Annotated in this window: 15 protein-coding genes; 8 read left to right on the top strand and 7 right to left on the bottom strand. The window is 52.5% G+C overall.

The window, feature by feature from the left end; translation table 11 throughout:
* Window positions 1-571: 571 nt before the first annotated feature.
* Window positions 572-1,069 (top strand): hypothetical protein, encoded by a 498-nt coding sequence (locus SH668x_RS09230; RefSeq protein ID WP_437188401.1) that lies wholly within the window; start codon window positions 572-574, stop codon window positions 1,067-1,069.
* Between the two features lie 862 nt (window positions 1,070-1,931).
* Complete coding sequence (locus SH668x_RS09225) at window positions 1,932-2,708, top strand: FliA/WhiG family RNA polymerase sigma factor (RefSeq protein WP_437188400.1); 777 nt, start codon at window positions 1,932-1,934, stop codon at window positions 2,706-2,708.
* Between the two features lie 325 nt (window positions 2,709-3,033).
* Here SH668x_RS09225 and SH668x_RS09220 read toward each other — a convergent pair whose 3' ends face one another.
* Complete coding sequence (locus SH668x_RS09220; RefSeq protein WP_437188399.1) at window positions 3,034-4,620, bottom strand: ATP-binding protein; 1,587 nt, start codon at window positions 4,618-4,620, stop codon at window positions 3,034-3,036.
* A 391-nt stretch (window positions 4,621-5,011) separates the two neighbouring features.
* Between SH668x_RS09220 and SH668x_RS09215 the strand changes: the two genes are divergently transcribed.
* The 3 genes from SH668x_RS09215 to SH668x_RS09205 all read left to right on the top strand — a co-directional run bounded on the left by SH668x_RS09215 (window position 5,012) and on the right by SH668x_RS09205 (window position 6,899).
* Window positions 5,012-5,950 carry a bifunctional riboflavin kinase/FAD synthetase gene (locus SH668x_RS09215; protein ID WP_437188398.1) on the top strand — a complete coding sequence of 313 codons (939 nt, stop codon included), beginning with the start codon at window positions 5,012-5,014 and terminating at the stop codon, window positions 5,948-5,950.
* A gap of 156 nt (window positions 5,951-6,106) precedes the next feature.
* On the top strand, window positions 6,107-6,271 hold the full coding sequence (locus SH668x_RS09210) for a hypothetical protein (RefSeq protein ID WP_437188397.1): 165 nt from the start codon (window positions 6,107-6,109) through the stop codon (window positions 6,269-6,271).
* 166 nt (window positions 6,272-6,437) lie between these two features.
* The gene (locus SH668x_RS09205) at window positions 6,438-6,899 is read left to right on the top strand and encodes a RidA family protein (RefSeq protein WP_437188396.1); all 462 of its coding nucleotides are present in this window, start codon (window positions 6,438-6,440) and stop codon (window positions 6,897-6,899) included.
* 542 nt (window positions 6,900-7,441) lie between these two features.
* On the opposite strand, the gene SH668x_RS09200 is transcribed toward SH668x_RS09205, so the two are convergent.
* On the bottom strand, window positions 7,442-7,615 hold the full coding sequence (locus tag SH668x_RS09200) for a hypothetical protein (protein ID WP_437188395.1): 174 nt from the start codon (window positions 7,613-7,615) through the stop codon (window positions 7,442-7,444).
* 300 nt (window positions 7,616-7,915) lie between these two features.
* Complete coding sequence (locus SH668x_RS09195; RefSeq protein WP_437188394.1) at window positions 7,916-9,319, bottom strand: outer membrane protein assembly factor BamB family protein; 1,404 nt, start codon at window positions 9,317-9,319, stop codon at window positions 7,916-7,918.
* A 237-nt stretch (window positions 9,320-9,556) separates the two neighbouring features.
* Between SH668x_RS09195 and SH668x_RS09190 the strand changes: the two genes are divergently transcribed.
* Together SH668x_RS09190 and SH668x_RS09185 are read left to right on the top strand one after the other, a co-directional pair.
* Window positions 9,557-10,612 carry a Gfo/Idh/MocA family protein gene (locus SH668x_RS09190; protein ID WP_437188393.1) on the top strand — a complete coding sequence of 352 codons (1,056 nt, stop codon included), beginning with the start codon at window positions 9,557-9,559 and terminating at the stop codon, window positions 10,610-10,612.
* A gap of 155 nt (window positions 10,613-10,767) precedes the next feature.
* Window positions 10,768-12,609 carry a hypothetical protein gene (locus SH668x_RS09185; RefSeq protein WP_437188392.1) on the top strand — a complete coding sequence of 614 codons (1,842 nt, stop codon included), beginning with the start codon at window positions 10,768-10,770 and terminating at the stop codon, window positions 12,607-12,609.
* Window positions 12,610-12,705: 96 nt separating this feature from the next.
* Here SH668x_RS09185 and xerD read toward each other — a convergent pair whose 3' ends face one another.
* Window positions 12,706-13,653: a site-specific tyrosine recombinase XerD gene (gene xerD, locus SH668x_RS09180; RefSeq protein ID WP_437188391.1), complete on the bottom strand. Its 948-nt coding sequence runs from the start codon at window positions 13,651-13,653 to the stop codon at window positions 12,706-12,708.
* A 194-nt stretch (window positions 13,654-13,847) separates the two neighbouring features.
* On the opposite strand from xerD, the gene SH668x_RS09175 reads away from it, so the two are divergent.
* Complete coding sequence (locus tag SH668x_RS09175; protein WP_437188390.1) at window positions 13,848-14,594, top strand: class I SAM-dependent methyltransferase; 747 nt, start codon at window positions 13,848-13,850, stop codon at window positions 14,592-14,594.
* On the opposite strand, the gene SH668x_RS09170 is transcribed toward SH668x_RS09175, so the two are convergent.
* From SH668x_RS09170 to SH668x_RS09160, 3 genes are all read right to left on the bottom strand, one after another.
* Window positions 14,566-15,753 (bottom strand): EAL domain-containing protein, encoded by a 1,188-nt coding sequence (locus SH668x_RS09170; protein WP_437188389.1) that lies wholly within the window; start codon window positions 15,751-15,753, stop codon window positions 14,566-14,568. The genes SH668x_RS09175 and SH668x_RS09170 overlap by 29 nt on opposite strands.
* A 526-nt stretch (window positions 15,754-16,279) precedes the next feature.
* A complete protein-coding gene (locus SH668x_RS09165) occupies window positions 16,280-18,514 on the bottom strand; it encodes a prenyltransferase/squalene oxidase repeat-containing protein (protein ID WP_437188388.1) in 2,235 nt (744 codons plus the stop codon).
* Window positions 18,514-18,936 carry an ExbD/TolR family protein gene (locus SH668x_RS09160; RefSeq protein ID WP_437188387.1) on the bottom strand — a complete coding sequence of 141 codons (423 nt, stop codon included), beginning with the start codon at window positions 18,934-18,936 and terminating at the stop codon, window positions 18,514-18,516. The genes SH668x_RS09165 and SH668x_RS09160 overlap by 1 nt, the downstream gene beginning before the upstream one ends.
* Window positions 18,937-19,033: the final 97 nt, after the last annotated feature.

Raw genomic sequence — 19,033 nt, 5'->3', positions numbered from 1 at the left:
TTGATGGGATGAGCAGCTCTTTTTTTATTGCACGAGCAATTTCGACGCTGAGTGGCAACCGAGGCAACTTAGCCGGAGTTTTCAATCAAAGATCGAAAATTCGATTGCTCCCAATTTGCTTTGCTTCGATTCACGAAAGCTGGAAATCACTCCCCTTCAGAGGTGAATCCTCGTGCTTTCGGTCGGTTGTCTGGGACATTGGAGAGGCGCGGAACCCCATGATCGCGGTAGTTGTCGGTGCATCGGCTGTTCTTCACCCCCAGAAATTTGGCGGATGAGCTGACTGATGAGCCACTTCGTCCATTCTGGTCTGGTTTCTGAGTCCATCGAATTACTTCGAGAGGTTTGAAAGCATGTCGCTCAATCAAATCGGTCTGCGCTGATAAAACGAGGGGGCTTCCCTACTCCTCCGCAACGCACATCAGACCGAATGCGACGATTGGATGGCTCGGGAAATGTGAGAAAAGCCAATATCTCCCTCTATATAATCGACAGCCAACAGAAATTGCCCTAAAGTTGAGGTCTACGCAAGTTACCCGTTTCAACTTGCCTATTATACAAGGATTAAGTCATGCGAACTGTTCGACTGTTGTTGTGTGCGGCTGTCTGCAGCCTGTCCGCTTCTTTGGCGGAAGCTCAGGTTTACTACGTTCCAACCGGCACAACGACCTTCCCGGTGGTAGTTGGCCCAGTCTATACACCTGTTCCGGTCGGACTGCGTTATGCACCGGCATATCGTGTGGTGGTCCCTGTTGCTCCCGTGATCGTCCCCCCTGCACCGGCAATGCCGCCACAAGTGCCGGCAGCGACACCAGCCATTCCGACTCCAGTCGTCCCCACACCAATCGCACCGATCCCTGAGGGGAGTTCGCCAATTCCCCCAGTTCCGGTTGCCCCCATGGCTGACGATATGGTGACGCAGGTCGGTTATTACTCGACTCCTGTTTACGGCGCTCCAGTTGTGGTGACGCCAGTCGCTCCCGCTCCCGTCGTCATTCGCGCTGTGCAGCGTCCAGCACCTCGAGCAGTTGTTTATCCACGACGCGGTGTGGTACGAGTTCGATACTAGAGCGCCTCTCACGAGAGTGTGGCTTTCCGGCGGCCATAAACGCAGCGTTTGAACGAGTTTTTGCCGCCATTCGCCGCCACACCCTCCTGAGACAGGGGGTAATCGACATCAATGACCGCTGATCGCTTTTTGGTCTGAAGCAGTTTCGTTCCGGCGAATTTCTGCTTCTTTTCCGGGACGAGTCCATCGGGGTCGCAAAGAGGTCTCCGACAGTCCCATCTGGAAAAAATTCCTGCCGGAATGTCTGACCGTGAAATACAAAAGCCAAAACTTATGTAACTTTAGGTAGCTTGTCTGAACCAGTTGCCTCTCTGGGCTTTGCTTGAACTGCGTGCTCGACTCACCAGCAGATTTCGCTTGTTTCCGACCCGTTCCTCAGTTGCTGGGGAACGGGTCGGCAGCTTTTGCAGACCACCCCCCTCTCAACTCTCATTTCTCGAGAGGGCGCTGGACAGATTTTGGCTTCTTGCGATATCTACCCGCTTCCGCCTGACAAATAAATGAACCTGTCGCGGAGTTCGCAAGCCGGTCAGGAATTGATCCGCAGTCGATCAATTTCACCAGTTTCGAAAAATTGAATCGATCACTTCTGGTAGTCACGAACCCGATCGCAACAGCAGGATGCGAGCGATTGGGAATCCATTGACTCACCAATGAGGTGCGACATTCATAGATAGATGATTAACCCCGGCACTTTTGTGAATCTGTAACAGTCGCAACAATTGTAACAATCGCACTCAACTGCTCTTCTCGCTTTGCCGATTAATAGATCAAGTTTCCATATGGCTTTCGCATCTTCGCCAGGCCTAGGAAACAAGATCCTTTCGGTTCCGGCGACGACATGAGGTCACGGAGGAGTTTTATGACCATGAGGGTCAAAGAAGATATCCAGGCGGTCTGGCTGGAATTCAAGAAAGACCAAGAGAATCAGGAGCTGCGAAATCGTCTCATTGAGAACTATTTCCAGCTCGTCCGATTCAACGCAGAACGCGTCTGGTCGAAATTGCCAGATGGTGTTGATTTGAATGACCTGATTTCCGCAGGAGTCTTCGGGCTCATGGATGCGATTGAAGCATTCGACCTCGATCGCGGCGTGAAATTTGAAACTTACTGCGTGCCGCGTATCCGCGGGGCCATGCTCGATGAACTGCGCACCATGGACTGGGTTCCTCGTCTCGTGCGAAGTAAGGCCAGCAAACTGGAAGCAGCCCGCAAGGAACTCGAAGCAGCCTTCGGTCGTCCCCCCACAGATCCAGAACTTGCTCGCAAGATGGAAATGTCACTCGACGACTTCGAAAAGCTGAAGACCGAAGCCTTGGCAGTTGGTCTCGTCAGTCTGAATAAGAAGTGGTACGAAACGGACAGCTACAAAGACGTCCGAGAGATCGATGTTGTGGAAGACCAGAAGGGTGAAGACCCGACACTGGGCATCCAGAAACGTGATGTGATGAAACTCGTCACAAAAGGACTCAATCGGAACGAACGCCTCATCATCATTCTTTATTATTATGAAGAACTGACGATGAAGGAAATTGGTCAGACACTCGGACTTTCAGAAAGCCGCGTGAGCCAGATGCACTCCAGCATCGTCGCCCGCCTGAAAGATCAGCTTCGCCGCCGTCGTCCAGAATTTGCGTAAGCGAGCGACAGAATTCATTCAAAATCGCCCCCAGCGTCGAGTGCCGCAGGGGGCGTTTTTGTTTTGGCACCTCAAATACTGACGAATCAGCAACGGCCCCGGAATCGGCCGTCAGAGTGATTCAAAACCCATTGCCGCCCTTTGCCCCCTGCTCCGATCCAATCTTGATCAACTCTGTTCTGAGGGCAGATCGAAATTGCAGGCTCCGCGGCCGTTCAAGAAACGGAAAAAACGGGTGTCTGTTCGAGCTTCTCGCTGCTCGACGATGCCCATATCGCCCATTTCCGGCGACGCGAAAGCGCGCTCGCTGACTCTTACGTCGGCATCAAGCAGCATTGGCTCTGGCAGCGGTCTTGGGAAGTCGCAAACAAAAGCGTGACCCCAAGTTCGGACCGGCGCTGTCCACTTCAAGCGTTCCGCCGTGATCACGGATGATTCGGTGCGTGATTGCCAGTCCCAGTCCGGTACCCTTACCAACGTCTTTTGTCGTAAAGAAGGGCTCGAAGATCTTTTTTAGCTGCTCTTTCGTCATTCCGCAGCCATCGTCCTTGACGCTGATTTCAACTTCTTCTGGAAGCTCACGCAGACTGATGTCGACATGTCCTCCAGCTTGAGTCGCATCCAGCGCATTGGCGACAAGGTTCAAAATCACCTGCTTCATTTCAGATGAGTTAACCCATGCGTGCAGAGGAATTTCCCGATTCACGCTGATCTTGCGGTCTTGATACCGACTCAGATGGCCAACCATATTGGTCACCTCTTGCACGATGGCTGTCACGTCGTACAGATTTCGGTCTTCTTCCCTGCCGTGTGAGAAGTCGAGCAGCTTCTTGGTAATCCGTTCACATCGCTCTGCTTCCGACTGGATTAAACCCAGATACTCCCGGATATCTGCACGGTCTGATTCCACCACATGAGAAAGGATTTCGTCATCGAGTCGCATGTCCAGGCCGTAAGCCGCCGTCATGATGACTGACAATGGATTATTAATTTCATGAGCGACGCCAGATGCTAGAAAGCCGGCACTCACGAGTCGTTCAGAGACGATCAATTGCTTGCTGCGTTCTTCGATTTCGCGTTCTTTATTCGCTCGATCTTCCTGAATTCGACTGCCCATTTCATTGAAGGCGCTGGCGAGTTCCGAAATCTCGCATTGAGAGTTCACCTTCACACGAAATGCATAGTCACCCACGGTGATGCGACGAACTCCCTTCAGGAGATCTGCCATCGGCTTAAAAATCCGCGTGAATGCTCCCAAGGCGGAGACGAACAACACCACAACAGACAGAACGCCCAGACCAATCGCAAGTCTGGTCTGCGTCAAGTAGGCCAACTTTGCTTCACGCAATCGATCACTCAGTCGACTCGCTGGGTCGAGCGATCCGTTAATAACGTCTGTCATCTGCGCGGCTGTCTGACCGATCGCTTTGGCGTTTCGATCATGCACATCGCGGGTTTCAGTCGGCTCGAGCCCTTCAATCATCCCGCGGATCGATTCGAGTCCGCTGTCGACCGTGTAGAACAACGTTTGGTAAGCAACACGTTCGCTCGAGTTGTGTTGCAACTCAGCGGGAAGTGTTTGCCACGAACGTTTGATGAGTTCGACTTCCGCGACAACCGTATCGAACACTCGCTGCACGTTGGATCTTTGAATTTTACCCGCTTGAATTCGAATTTCACGCGGAGCCTGCTCACTAGGGAAATCGACCATCAAGGGGGGATAGATCCTGCTGATGGCGGCAGTCAAATCGGAACGTCGGGGGAGCTTGCCTGTACTGAGTTCCAAATCAGCGACTGTTCGCCCGTAGGCATGCAAGCCGATCGCACTGCAGATCGTCGACGCGACCACAAGCAAGCCAACAAATCCCAAGCCGAAAAATAGCGTCCATTGGATCGAACGGTTTCGAAGCACAGTAGAGTTCCCTTCCAACAAACAGCTCATCGGATTCAGTTCGAATTCGCGACAAACTCAATTGGACGATTTTCGAAGTTCATTCATCCAAAGCTCGTGCAGCGACGCGTCCCGTTTCCGGACTGAGCTGGAGTCTACCAGTGAATTTCGAGAGAGAACAACCCCGAGATGCTCCGGAGCCCCCTGCACTCGGTGCTCAATCAGTGATTGCGGATTCGTTCGACGATATGCAAGTTGGCCAACAGTCCGCTATTCTGGAACTTCGATCGCGCAGGTGGGAGATGAAGCAAGCTGGCCGGTCCCCCTGTATCCCTGTGAATGACGACATGATTTCGGCCATCATTTTCGTACGTCGAGCAGTATGCTTGGCTGCAAATAGTTAGAATTTCGCATGAACTCTCTGGCATTCATTGAGGGACTCGACCCGAACCTTGGCTGCGTCCTTTCGATTGGCAATTTTGATGGCATCCACCGGGGACATCAGCACATCCTTCAGCAATTGATGGAAAAATCGGCCAGATTGAATGTTCCATCTGTTGTGATGACATTCGATCCGCATCCAGCGATCCTTCTGAACCCAGAAACGCCTCCTCCCCCCCGCCTGACGACCTCCCATCAGAAAATCCGGAGAATGCAGGAGTTGGGGATCGACCGCGTCGTCGTTTACCCCACGACTCCGGAATTGCTACAGCTCACCCCGCGTGAATTTTTCGATCGGGTTGTCATTGGGCAATTTCAGGCCCGCGGCATGGTCGAAGGGCCTAATTTCTACTTTGGCAAAGACCGTACGGGAAATGACGCGGTTCTCAAGCAGCTTTGTGAAGAAGCGGGTTGCGAACTCACCATCGTCGATCTACAGACCCAGGGAGAGAGCCTCGTTTCGTCCAGCATGATTCGCAGAGCACTCTCATCCGGAGATGTCGCTGCCGCTGCGGAATTTCTTGGACGCCCCCACTCAATTGAAGGGGTCGTCAGATATGGCGCTCAGCGAGGTCGAACGATTGGATTTCCGACAGCGAATATTGAAAATGTCGACAACATGGTCCCTGTGGATGGTGTATACGGATGCCGGGTGTTGACCGGTTCTGGATCTCACCTTGCTGCAGTGAGCATTGGTCCTAACCCAACATTCTCCGATGGTCGACGGAAAATCGAAGTTCACCTTCTCGACTTTTCCGGCGACCTTTACGGCCAATATCTCGTTGTTGAATTCCTCAATTTCGTTCGGGGCCTGAAGAAATTCGAGTCAGCCGAAGAGCTGCAACATCAAATCAAATCGGACGTTGCGTTAATTCGTGGTCAATTCGAGCAACCCTCGGTTGACGCATGAGGACGTTGTCTGGAATTTGTGACGAAAGTTCTTTAGAATTCCCGATTCTTTTTCCGGTCCCGAAATGGGATTTGAAAAAACTCACTATTCGGTTTGGAACACTGCGGCATAGATGTTTCTGATTACAGAAACTCAGTTGCGGAAGAGGCGAAAATAATGGACCGCACAAAAACTCTGGTTGATGTTAAGTTGGCTCTGTCTGCGAAGTACGAGCGTCTCTCGAAGACTGCAGGAAGCCGCCCAAAGCAGTCAACATTCGCTTATCAGGCGTTGAAGTACCGCCGACAAGCTGAACAGCTCCAGCGCCCACAAGGCAAGTAGAGCTCATCAGAATCCTGCCGGCTTTTGAACGGTCTGGGTTTTAGGACGGAACAACAGACAGAGTGCTGCAGTCCCTGTAGCGCTCTGCACTTGTTTATGGCACGAGCACCTTCCGCTTGCCCTGCCTACTGACGAACGAACCTCAACTTGACTGGGAGTCCCTGCAATGTCTGTTGAAACAATCCTGGAATCGATGGGACTCTCCCTGCCTGAGGCTCCAAAGCCCGTCGCGGCTTATGTCCCATGTGTCCGCACCGGCAACCTCGTGTTTATCAGCGGGCAACTTCCATTCGCGGGAAAAGCACTGCTGGCAACAGGACCGGTTCCATCTTCAGTCCAGATTGATCAGGCGCAGGCTGCTGCCTCCCAATGCGTCCTGAATGCACTGGCGATTTTGAAACAGGAACTTGGGGGAGATCTCTCCCAGGTGAAACGAGTGGTCCGACTGGGCGTCTTCGTCCAATCTGTCGATGGATTTTCCGATCAGCCGCTCGTCGCCAACGGCGCGAGCGAACTCATGGTGAAACTCTTCGGGGAAGCAGGTCGCCATGCTCGCGCTGCTGTTGGGGTCAACGCCCTTCCGCTCAACGCAACTGTGGAAGTGGAAGCCATCTTCGAAGTCGCTTAATCGAACAGCGAAACCAGTTCACTGAAATCAACCAGATTGGCCTCTGTACAACGGGAGCCAATCTGATTTCGTTTTCACTCTCCCCTACTCCTCAACAAACTGAAGTAGGGAGAAATCCCCCAGCACTCTGCAATTGCCCGAGTTGCCAGTGATGAACTCGCTCTCATGCCAGACCAACAGTCTGCACAGACCCCGACTTGGTCAGCATCGTGTGGTGACACAGAGCCAGGCTAAAGACGAAGCTGGTTTTACGCGGGCAGCAGAGACAGAAGACTGGCCGCTCACGGTCGCCTCGAAAATAGTCGCCAGACAGCCCGACTACGCAACACGACCAAGCATTGAGTCGCTAAGAGAAAACTCGCGTCCTGCGAGTCGAATCACCGCTTAAAAGACCACCAACTTCCAGCGATCGATCACCGAGATTCAGCCTTGAGTTCATGGACATTGAGCCTACGAGCAGTTTACTCAATCACGTCCGGAATCAGCTTGCAATCAGATCCCCCAACACAGGAGTCGGAAATTCGATATTGCAAAAGGTCGGACTAAGCGACCTCTTCCGGCTGATAATCAAGAAGGGATCCCCATGAAGAATCCCCTTCCCCATCACCATCAATTTCGAAGAACAGTTCGTCTCCTTGAGTCTTCAGCACCGTGATTCGACATTGGCCAACCATGATGGTCTCACCAACACAGATTTCGATCAGATGCTCTTGCACCAAGACTCTCCAAATTGGAAGAACGGACGATTGGGATTCTGGATGAGTTTTGAATCCCCAGACTGGTTTGAACCGAAACTATAGCAACGGTTCCGCGATTGCGACAACTGAAATTTTTAACACTACGTGATTTTTTGCAGAGTCATTCAGAATTGTTGAAACGCCTATTCACTGTACCAAGCAATCTCTTCAATCAATTGAGCGAGTGAAATGTTGACCACAAAAATACGACAGCACAACGTTGTCTATCGTGCGACATGACTGTCTCAAAATACGGCAACACCAACCTCAAGAGCGACCTCATTTTTTTGCCGCAATATCAAGACAAACCAAAGCATCTTCGCAACGCAAAAAGAGCCTTCCACCTGATAAAACAGGGGCTGTCCAGCTTGGATACTTCATCTCCGGCGCAGCGAACCGTGAAACTTCGACCCAGCGATCTGTATCGACTTTCAACAGCGCGAGTGTCCCGCGTTCACCGAGCACAATCAGCTTGTCCTCTGCGATGATTGCGGACCCTCGACCATAGAATGGCCATGGAATCACGCCTCCAGTCTTGCCATCAACAACCCGACCTACACCATCTTGTTGAAGATCTTCAACTCGCTCCCAACCCGTTGATTGCCACTTGACCTTCCCTGTCGCTGCATCAACACACTGCAGCACTCCTTCATTCTCATGACGCCCGCTGAAGCCGAAATAACACCCCTTTGCAAAGAGTGTCGTGGACCAGTGAGTCGACAGTATCTGCGGCTCTCGCCAGATTGTTTTCACCGATGTCCCATCGGGATTTACCCCAAGCAGAACTGAACCCGCGCGATATGCCGCCCCTAACAGAATGGTGTCTTCGACGACGACCGGTTGAGCTGCGTTGACTGACTCGTGAACCCTCGCACGGAACCAGAAATGAAAGAGCTCTTCGCCTGTTTCCGGATCGACTGAAACCAGACCTTGCCGCATGAAGCACAACAGATGTCGCCGCCCATGAATGGTGACAGCCATCGGTGACGAGTAGCTGACAACCATCTCATCCCCTTCCCAAGTGTATGTCTTGGGGCTGGGCCACCCGGTCTCAGCGCCGTCCCAGGTGTTCTCCCCAACACTCTCCCAGAGAATCTCTCCGGTCTCCGCCGCAAATGCGACGATCCCTGAGTTCGGTTGCCCACCAACTGCGACAATCAACTTGTCTTTTTCCAGAACGGGTGTCGCTCCGATTCCGAAGAAGCCTTCTGGAATCGTGAAGTCATCTCTGAGATTGCGCTCCCAGATGATCGCTCCATCTTCCAGATTGAGACAGAGCAGCTTCCCTTCCGCTCCCAGCGTGAAACATCGCGTTGGAGTCAGCACAGGGCTGCATCGAGGTCCGTTGTTGTAACCATACGGGTCTTGAAAGCGACTGCGTGTTTGCTGACTCCAAATCGGTTCGCCTGTCGCAGCCTCAACGCACTCAACAATCTCGTTGCCTCCGATGCGATGATGAAACACCAGTCGCCCGTTAGTCACACTTGGAGCGCTGTAGCCGGTTCCGATTTCCTTCTTCCAGACTACCGGTGGCCCTTCTTTGGGCCACTCATCAAGCAAACCAGTCTCATCAGAATGCCCGGTTCCATATGGACCGAGCAGACCGGGCCAGTTGTGGGCATCTTTATTGTCGAGCGCTTGCTTTGACTCCGCAGATTGCCCTGATATTTCAGCCTGAGCCAAACAATCACGATTCTCGCAACACAACAGCAGAAACGCGCAGAGAAGTGCAAAATTCCGGTGCAAAACGAAAGCGATTGGACAGGGACAAAACATCTCGAGACCCAACTAGGATGGAAGAGAGGTGGGAAGTTTCCGATTGGACATTCGAATCTCGCTGAATGCAAGCGCCCGCAAGTTGGCACGAGCGCCCAGCTCTGGTAATTTGCTGTTGTCGGTTTCACTATAGAGGATACGTGGATGAGTTTAAGAATCGGGATTATTGGGCTCGGATTTATGGGGATGACCCATTTCGAGGCGATTAAACATGTCAACGGGGCTCACGTCGCAGCGATTGCCACTCGGAGCAAGAAAAAGCTCGCTGGTGACTGGTCTGACATTCAAGGGAATTTCGGCCCTCGAGGAAGTGCCCAGACAGACCTGACCGGTGTGAAGACCTACGAAGATCATCAAGATCTTCTCAACGATCCAGACATTGACTTGGTCCACTTGTGCCTGCCGACCGATCAGCACGAGAGCATCACCATCGAAGCTCTCGAAGCTGGCAAGCATGTTCTGGTTGAAAAGCCGATTGCAATTGAACTTGAAGCAGCCGAACGGATGCTTGCTGCCGCCAAGAAAGCGGGCAAGATGCTCCTTGTCGGCCACGTTCTCCCCTTCTTCCCAGAGTTCAACTGGGCACGCGAAGCGGTTACCAGCGGACGATACGGAAAGCTCCTTGGAGCCTCATTCCGCCGAGTCATCGCGCCACCAGCATGGTCGTCGGACATCAGCGACTTCCGCAAGCTGGGCGGATGGGGGATCGATTTGCACATCCACGACAATCACTATATCGGCCTTCTGTGCGGGATTCCGAAGAGTGTCTTCTCTCGCGGTCTCCTCAAGGAAGGCTTCGTCAATCACGTCTCCACTCAGTACATCTACGATGACGCCGACCTTGCCGTCAGCTGCATCAGCGGTGGAATCGCTGCAGGGCAACTGAAGTTCGCTCAGAGCTTCGAATTGCTGCTAGAGAAGGCCACGATTCAGCTTGACGTCGGCACATACGGCGAAGAATGGGTCGTCAACCGACCACTGACCCTCATTCCAAATGAGGGACCAGTTGAAACTCCTAATCCAGGCGGAAGCACTGAATGGTGCGGGGCCTTTATCGGAGAAATTCAGACCGCTGTCGACGCAATCAAAGCAGGAGAACCTGCCCATGTCCTCTCAGGTGAACTTGCCTGTGAAGCATTGAAGATTTGCTACGCAGAAGCAGAAAGTATTCGCAGCGGGAAGATCACTCCCGTTCGTTAATGAACAGTGCACATCGATCGTCCGCAGTTGAAAGGCCGATCGATGATTCACTCTTGGAATGAACGTCGTCGCAGTATTTGAACTCACGCTCCTGAATCCGGCTCATCCATGTTCAGGAGCGTTTTCAGCACGAGATAAAGATCGGCTCCGCATCCATGAAACGGACGATTCCACTGCTGATTACGGCAATTGCCGGGTTTATTTTAATTGTCTCTTACTTCGTACCTGCGTTACAGCATCCAGGCGAAGAAGCTGCAATCTGGTTCGACATTCTGGCTGCCATCGCTTTTGTGCTGGGTGGTGCCAACCTCTTTCGACTGCAACTCCAGAAGATTAGCGATCGTCAATCTGGCTGGGGTTATGCTGCGATCACCTTGATCTTCTTTGTAGGGACTCTCCTACTCGGCTTGGGAAAAATTGGAACGATCCCCGAAGCCAGTTCGGAAGCATACGGAGAAACTTTCGTTGATTTTCCTCTCGATCAGCTTCCTCTGTTTGAATCCCCCATCGCAGAGATTCCGGTGCGAGGTGATGGAAAGCTGATCCCGAAATCGGCGCGCCAGCAAATCCAGTTCGAAAAGACGAAGGATGGAAATCTCCTCCGCTTCCGGGGATGGATGAGTCAGCAACAGCACGACGACTTGATCAGCCATCGTGATCAGCTGGAATGGAAATGCGAGATCGAACATCTCTCTCAACTGGCGGTTCCTCCTGCGGCACTCAAGGGGAAATTGCGATACGACGCTGACCACTCCAAGCTCGCATTCAAAGGGTCGATGAGCGACGCAGACAAGGAGGCGTTTCTTGCCCTGTTCGATCATTCCGAAATCGCCAAAAAGACGGCGGACTATCTCTACGACATCACTCGTCGGGAAACTGCAATCGAAGTTGCTCACGTTCCTGAGAACTTCTCAATCCCGGAGGGGCAACGTGAACTTGTTCAACTTGACGAGGGAATTCTCCGGGTGAAAGGTCCTATTTCGGTCGGACTGAGAGAGAACCTCGCGAACGTCTGGACGAATCCTCCGAAAACACGCCCATCCACAGAAGCTCAGCGCGCCGCACTCCTCGCTGAAATCGAACAACGTGGAAAGCCGTTAACTGAAGCTCAATCGGAGGCGTTCTCGCTCTTCTTTGCCGCCGATTGGAAACCTGGGTTACTGGTTCAAGTGTTGAATACCGCCGGGGCTCCAGAACCGACTCCAAAAACGAGTTGCGAGCTCCTGACTGAAATTCGCAGCGGAGCAACTGACCCAGATCTCAGCACTCCAGCCCCCCCTCCAATTCAGCTCAATGACGCTCAGATCAATCTGATACAAGAATTCACTCTGAGTGGCGACATGTCACAGTCCGCACTGGCTGAAGGGCTCGCGGCACAGGGTGAATTTACGCCCGCACAGCAGGATGCACTCGCTTCTTTCTTCTCGCAGCTACCGAATCAGGCCGACCAAATGAAGGCTCTCTGCTTCCGACTGCTGGAAGTTGGGCATCTCGCTCCAGAACAACGCGACTATCTGTTGAGCGAAACAAGAGAGCAGTTTGCGTGGCGTCAACGCGTTGGTGAATTGTTCATCAACGCTCACCAGATCAAGTATCGATGGTCAGGCGACTACACCGGTCAGGGAAGCCCATTCTGGTGGCTCTACGAATACATCTATCAACCGCTGTTGACGACAACGTTTGCAGTGCTCGCGTTCTATGTTGCCTCAGCAGCGTTCCGGGCATTTCGTGCCAAGAACCTTGAAGCGATCCTGCTTCTCGGGACGGCGTTCATCATTCTACTGGGAAGAACATCGGCCGGACCGGCACTCACAAGCTGGATTCCAGATCAGTTCTCGGCGTTTCGACTGGATCAGATGACCGTCTACATCATGTCGATCTTCAATACCGCGGGGAATCGCGCGATCATGATCGGTGTCGCACTGGGAACCGTCTCGACAAGTTTGCAGGTTCTCCTGGGAATCGACAGGTCGTACCTTGGCCGTGGAGATGACTGACTCTCACGCCGAGCGACGTGTGATGTCATCGGGAGTCGACACGACACTCAGTTGAGTCTGCCTCGTTTCGCCACAACGCACCTCAGCAGGCGGAGTCTACCCTCGTGGATGGCATTTGGCATGAATTGACTTCAGTCGACTATGCTCAACCTGAGTGTAGATCTGCGTGGTACGGATGCTGGCATGGCCGAGTAACTCTTGAAGTGCACGAATCTCGGCCCCACCCGCCAGCATGTGTGTCGCAAAGCTGTGACGAAGGGTATGCGGGCTCACACGATTGCCGCATCCAGCGCGAAGCGAGTACTTCTTCACTAACTGCCAGACATTCACTCGTGTCAGTGGTCGGCCAGTTCGCGTCAGAAACATGAACTCTGAATCCCTCAGCCGTGTCTGAGTCGGTCGCTCTCGTGTCAGGTAGTCTTGAATCGCCTTCACTGCGATCGGATTGAGCGAGACGATGCGTTCTTTGTTTCCCTTCCCCAAACATCGACAGAAATTCTGATCGAGTTTGACGTCGGTGAGACGCAGGCCTGTCACTTCAGAAGCTCGACATCCAGTTGCGTACAGGACAGTCAGCACAGCCCTGTCACGTAATGGAAACTGATCTTCCCAATTCGGGGCGTTCAGTAGTTCATTTACCTTTTCAGGACTCAATACCGTCGGGAGATACTGCCACAATTTGGGGGAAGAAAGCAGTTCGACCGTGCTCTCGACGACGACCCCTTCCAAAACAAGAAAGCGGAAAAACATCTTCAGACCGACCAGCCGGCGAGAGATCGTTGTCGGCTTCAAATTCCGTTCGTGCAGAGCTTCGACGAACCCCGCCAGAACTTGCAAATTGACTTCCAACACCGACTGGATGTGCTTTTCATCGAACCAGCTGATGAACTGGCTTAAATCGTTCCGGTAGGCCTGAACCGTATTGGATGACATCCCACATTCAGCCTCCAGATACCTCAGAAATGGCTGCAGGTATTGCTCCGGATGCAAGTGACGCGTCGTAACAGCTTGTCCGCTGACTGGGGGGCGTCGACGTGGAGGCATTTGTGGATTCCGAAGTGTTTGTGAACTCTTCAGAAAATTATCGTGGCTCTCGAGGAATTGTCTCTAAGCAATCCCCGCCCTGACAGGGAATGCGAAGCGATGCCAAGCGGAATTTCGGAATCGTGACGTTGGCGTAAACTCTGCCGGGGATCTCGAACTGGACTCCAGTCGCCGCGGTTCTTAAAACGGGCATCATGAACCAATCTCCACTCGACTCCGATTCTCCAAATCCAGCACCATCAGCGTTTCCTACGATTCCAGGAACCGCGGACGTTCTGCCTGAAATCCCCGGTGGCTGGACCCCACAGGAGATTCGGATCGCCGATCAAACGATTCGCATGTATCGTCCCGGAGATCCCGATCTCTTTCTGGACGATGAGCAGGTTCATGCGGAAAACGCGAAGAACGATTACATGCCGTACTGGGCATTTCTTTGGCCCAGTTCCATTAAAATGGCAGCCAGAATGTTCACCGCACCGTGGCCGGTCGGCACCAAAGTTCTGGAACTAGGAGCCGGAATAGGACTAGTCGGGCTGGCGGCACAGCTACGGGGTGATTCAGTCACCTACAGCGATTACGACCAGACTGCTCTGCACATCTGTCGCTTCAACGCGGTTCTCAACGGATTGTCAGACCCGGAAGTGATGCAACTCGATTGGCGAGAGATCCCCGAAATCAAGTTCCCGGTCCTCGTTGGATGCGAGGTGACCTACGATGCAACCTTACACGAACCTCTCCTGCTCCTCATTCAATCGATCTTGACACAGGGAGGCGAGTGCTGGCTGGGAGATCCGGGAAGATTTCAGGCCCCCTATTTCTACAAAGCGGCAAAGAAACTGGGATTCTCAGTCGAGATCGAAGATGAACAGGGAACTCTTCACCCCGAACCGCTCAGCAATCAATTTCAAATCTTCAAGTTGAAGACGCACCCTGCTTCTTGATCGATTCGAGATTCAGATAGCTGGAGGCAAATCTGGGGCGCCCACTATAGAAGCCTTGGGCAAGTTCAAATCCCAGTTCGCGACAGACGACGAATTCTTCTTCCTTTTCGACCCCTTCCGCGATTGTCGTGATCGAAACATCGCGGCACAGTTTAACGAGCATTCTCAACATCCGCCGCTGGTAGGGGTCAACACGATGGATATCACGAATCAGGCTCGAATCGATCTTCAGAAAATCAGGGGGAGCCTTCATCAGTTCGAGAAGTCTCGACTGCCCTGCTCCGAAATCATCGTAAGCAACTTGGCACCCCAGATTTCTTGCTTCTCGACAGAACTCCATCGTCAGCTGAAGATCGCAGATCGCTCCTTCATGAATCTCAGTCACCAGCGGGAGCGTCGGATAGCTCTGGCGAATTTTGACTAACGAAGGAAGCACATCTTGAAGGAGGTGTTCATGGGGATGAATATTGATGTAGAGATTCATTCCAGGAGGAATAAATCCGGAATCTGCAACCGCTGACTCACGACACAACTGACTGAGTTCCACTTCCTTTCTGACCAGTTCCGCAGTTCGGAACATCTCGGCCGGGTTTTCAAGCCCCGCCAATGTCGTTCGAGCAAGCGATTCGAATCCTTGAATTTCTCGATCTTCCAGTCGAACGATTGGCTGATAGGCAGCGAGAATCATCCGGTCGGACAACAATAAATCCAACTGGCTCATGACCCATGTGGACTCGAGAACATCGAACGCCTGAGTTGTTTTTTTCAGGATCTCGTACTGAGCGTTCTCTTCTTCAGATTGAATGGTACGAAGCTCTACCCGGAACTCGACATCCGCAAGCTCGATGTGATCTCCTTCTGAGATGAGTGTCGGCTGCTTGACGATTCTGCGGTTCAGGTACGTTCCATTCGTACTTCCGAGATCTCGCAGAAAGAGGTTCTTCCCGATCTTCAGTAATTCAGCATGGCGTCCAGAGATGCGAGAAGACGAGATGATCAGATTCGACTCTGCACGCCGACCAATGACGAAGGAAGGTGAATCGATCCGAATTTCGCTGAGCGAGTTGGATTGAGGGAGACACCCCACAAGCACCCACTCATCACGTGATTTGCCAACAGGAATCGCGCCCGCACCGGTCATCTCTGATCCTGCCACCATCGTCGAATACTCAACGGCATATCGTGCCTACAATAGACAACACCACCATGAACCTACGTCCGAAACCTAGTAGAGTGGGATTTCTTATAAGGGCAAGTTTGTACTTTAGCTGGGATATTCCCCGACTTATCGAAAATAACGCTTCTGCTGATCGCAACAGTCAAATAAAAAAGAAAGAGGGGACAATCAGCCCTCCAGAATCCCTAATTTCCAGGTGATTCCGGCGAATCCGTCAGCAGCATCACAAAAGCCGATACCACGTTGCCGAGACGTTGTTGCAATCAATTGGCAGACCAGAACATCGAGCGTCGTGATGCCAAAACTACTGCCATTGCAACCCACACATCAACAAGAAAAACACCTATTTCAACTTAGGAAAAACTCCTAGTCATTCATTAAATAAACACTCAATCAGACGAAATTTGCTATCTCTGATTGGTAAACCTGGAAGCACACGGTTTGACTGAAAAACTGGGTGTCTGCACGGATTGCTGGCTTTCGCCGCCACACACACCTGAGACAGAGGCTAGCGAGTTTCCTCGGACAATTGATCGTACGACCTGTAATGTGGCAGGTAACGATAGTAGACCTCCAGACTCAGGGTCGCGATGGCGGTTGAGTACATTCTCCCCCCATAGCTCCCCCAAACTTCCCTAGGGTCCCAGCTCCCTGCGAACGAGCCATCAACTCGTTGTTCAGAGACCAGCAAATCGCGTAACGCTGCATTCCAACGTTCCCACGCTTCACCTCCCTCATGATGCATGGCCAGTGTGCCGTAGTACCAATAGTAAAAGTTCAGGGTCGTCTCCTGCGGCAAATTTTCCAGCATCAAATTCAATGCTTCCTGATTGGCTTTGGAGTTCTTTCCAAGCCCCAGGATCTGGCGGCAGTAAAGAGCTTCCGCTGTCTGAGCGGCATTGGCAGCCTCTCGAGCACGGTACCCTGCGAGTCCCCCTGCATTGCCAAGTTGACGTTCGGTCAAGAACTTCTGCATCCGACTTTTACGGACCGGATCGATGAAAATGCCTGCTGCTTCGGCACTTTTCAGAGCCATCAACTGCCAACCGAAAATGCTCATATCCCCTTCGCGTTGGCCTTTGACGTACCTCCACCCTCCGTCGACGTTCTGCACGTCGATGATGAATGCGACCGCTTTTTCCAAAGGCTTTCGTAACCACTGGGCTTCCGGATTTTCGCGCGACATTGCGAAGGCTTCTCCCAGCGCAAATGTCGCCATCGCGTGACAATACATCGATTCAAAATCGGTTGCATTCCCCCCGAGATACCCGTCAGTGCTCCCCCAGCCTTCTCCCCAATGCTTGGCGGTTTGTTGCTGTACCAGCCATCTCAACGCTTTGGTAACCTGCGGGGAATACGGCCCTTGATCCACCGTGTTCAATTTGCCGAGGAACGCCAGGATTGCCAGCGACGTGACCCCAACATCCGGAACCCCAGCCCCACTTGCACCAATCTCTTCCGACGCAGACCAGTAGCCTGCAGGATTCTGAACAGACGCCATCCATCTCAGACTGCGGTCGACTGCTTCCTCAGATTCCTTCGATCCCCCAAACATTTCGAGAGCTTTTTGCCGACCGTCTTCAGTGCGTAACTTGTACGCCATTGGAACGCGATCGGAATTGCTTCGCTGCAAAAACGGATCGTTCGATGTGTTGAGCGGCGGCAATTCCTGAGCCCCATTCAATCCTGGAGTCAGGCTGGAAAGCCGACTGTCGAAACCTTCCATCGCTGAGTCAGCTGGCAATTCTTGGGGGCGTGGCGCAGTTCGGTCAATCACCGGAGACATGGCGGAAGGCACGCTGGTTCTCGTCTCAGTACGAGTCATCGTCGGAAACGCTTGATCCTGGCTCGCAGCCGGAGATTCCCTGACAACAGAGACCGCAACAGGATTGGAAGCAGCTGGCATCTCTCCATCCAATGTTGGCGAAACATCGAGGTCCGTGCGATTGGGTAACGGCTCTGAAGCGGGTTCCTTCACCATCGGAGGCACCCTGTTCGAAATCAGTTCCTGATTTTCCGGCATCGCGACTGGTGATTCAGGTCGGGCGAGGTCAGCATTGGGCTGCGGTTGGGATGTAGTGAGATTTATCCGCTCCATCGAGGCAGCGGGCGTTTCCGGCGCTGTCTGAGTTTCACGGGTCAACGATTCCGGGCTCAGTACATCTTGAGCCTGCGATAACTGAGTGTTCACCTGAGGAATGTTCGGAGGCGCTTCCGGTTGAGGAATCTCAGCCTTCCAGTCGCGATCAGGCACATCAGGAGTCTGCGGAACGGTGGCGTCGAAAGGACGTGTCAGCTCTCCATTTGACGCAGCCTTCTCTCTCGGCGTTTCAGAACGCTCCCATTCATTGAGCGGCGCAAGAGAATTCACATGAAAACGCTGCAAACTCTCAGCAAGAAGGCGTTTTTCCGACAGACTTTCCGAACCGGAGTCTGTTTGATTTTGTGTGATCCGGATCGGTCGGGAGTCAAACTCGGAGAGTTGTGAAACAAATTTGGTGCGATACTCCGGGATCAGAGTGATCAATCCCACCACAAGCAACAGGTGAATCACCACCGAGAAGAACATCGCTTTGGAAGAGGTTCGTCGATCCCCCCAGCGTGTTCCAATCATGGAAAGCAGATGCGCGGTCGCCACCACAAGGCCTGCGATGAATGCCAGTACCAACACAGGCTGAAGCAGCGCAATGATGAGGCGTACGAGATGCCAGTATTCTGCATTCAGATTCACGGCTGCGAACATCACGAGCCTCCATCGGTGGAAATCCGATTCGCCAACTGAATGTTCGTAATGCTCGCACGTTTACACAGATTCAACACTGTCATCACATGCTGGTAGCGCCCACTTTCGTCACCACGTATCACAACGACCTGTTCGGGATAACGTTTTTGGGCAGCGATCAAATCCGTCAGAAGCTCATCCGTCGTCTTTTGTGCTGCTCCCAGAAAGAACGTCCCGTCTTCCTGAACATTGACCACCAGCTCATCCGGCAAGTCGGTCAAGGGCATCGCTTCTGTCACGGTTGGCAGCTTGATCTCATACTGACTTTCCCGGCGGATAAACTGCGTCCCCACCATAAAGAAAATCATCAATACCATGAGAACGTCCACCATCGGGACGAGATTTAATTCAGGGTCTTTGAGCTGATTGCTTTTGATTGGCATCGGAAACTCAGAACTGCAACATCCAGAAATGGATCCAACGGAACTGGTGCAGCGGCATTGTATTCAAAAATCACTTTTGCGTAGGAATCGATTCGCC

The sequence above is a fragment of the Planctomicrobium mucosum genome (genome assembly GCF_051466335.1).
Taxonomy (GTDB): Bacteria; Planctomycetota; Planctomycetia; order Planctomycetales; family Planctomycetaceae; genus Planctomicrobium.
Note: the sequence above shows the minus strand (reverse complement) of the source record. Positions and strands in the feature narration are given on the sequence as shown.

Bases quoted from the DNA above. Each gene is read 5' to 3' on its own strand.
- SH668x_RS09170 (WP_437188389.1), bottom strand. From the start codon at position 15,753: ATGGTGGCAGGATCAGAGATGACCGGTGCGGGCGCGATTCCTGTTGGC.
- SH668x_RS09160 (WP_437188387.1), bottom strand. From the start codon at position 18,936: ATGCCAATCAAAAGCAATCAGCTCAAAGACCCTGAATTAAATCTCGTC.
- SH668x_RS09190 (WP_437188393.1), top strand. From the start codon at position 9,557: ATGAGTTTAAGAATCGGGATTATTGGGCTCGGATTTATGGGGATGACC.
- SH668x_RS09185 (WP_437188392.1), top strand. From the start codon at position 10,768: ATGAAACGGACGATTCCACTGCTGATTACGGCAATTGCCGGGTTTATT.
- SH668x_RS09225 (WP_437188400.1), top strand. From the start codon at position 1,932: ATGACCATGAGGGTCAAAGAAGATATCCAGGCGGTCTGGCTGGAATTC.
- SH668x_RS09215 (WP_437188398.1), top strand. From the start codon at position 5,012: ATGAACTCTCTGGCATTCATTGAGGGACTCGACCCGAACCTTGGCTGC.
- SH668x_RS09230 (WP_437188401.1), top strand. From the start codon at position 572: ATGCGAACTGTTCGACTGTTGTTGTGTGCGGCTGTCTGCAGCCTGTCC.
- SH668x_RS09210 (WP_437188397.1), top strand. From the start codon at position 6,107: ATGGACCGCACAAAAACTCTGGTTGATGTTAAGTTGGCTCTGTCTGCG.
- xerD (WP_437188391.1), bottom strand. From the start codon at position 13,653: ATGCCTCCACGTCGACGCCCCCCAGTCAGCGGACAAGCTGTTACGACG.
- SH668x_RS09175 (WP_437188390.1), top strand. From the start codon at position 13,848: ATGAACCAATCTCCACTCGACTCCGATTCTCCAAATCCAGCACCATCA.
- SH668x_RS09165 (WP_437188388.1), bottom strand. From the start codon at position 18,514: ATGTTCGCAGCCGTGAATCTGAATGCAGAATACTGGCATCTCGTACGC.
- SH668x_RS09205 (WP_437188396.1), top strand. From the start codon at position 6,438: ATGTCTGTTGAAACAATCCTGGAATCGATGGGACTCTCCCTGCCTGAG.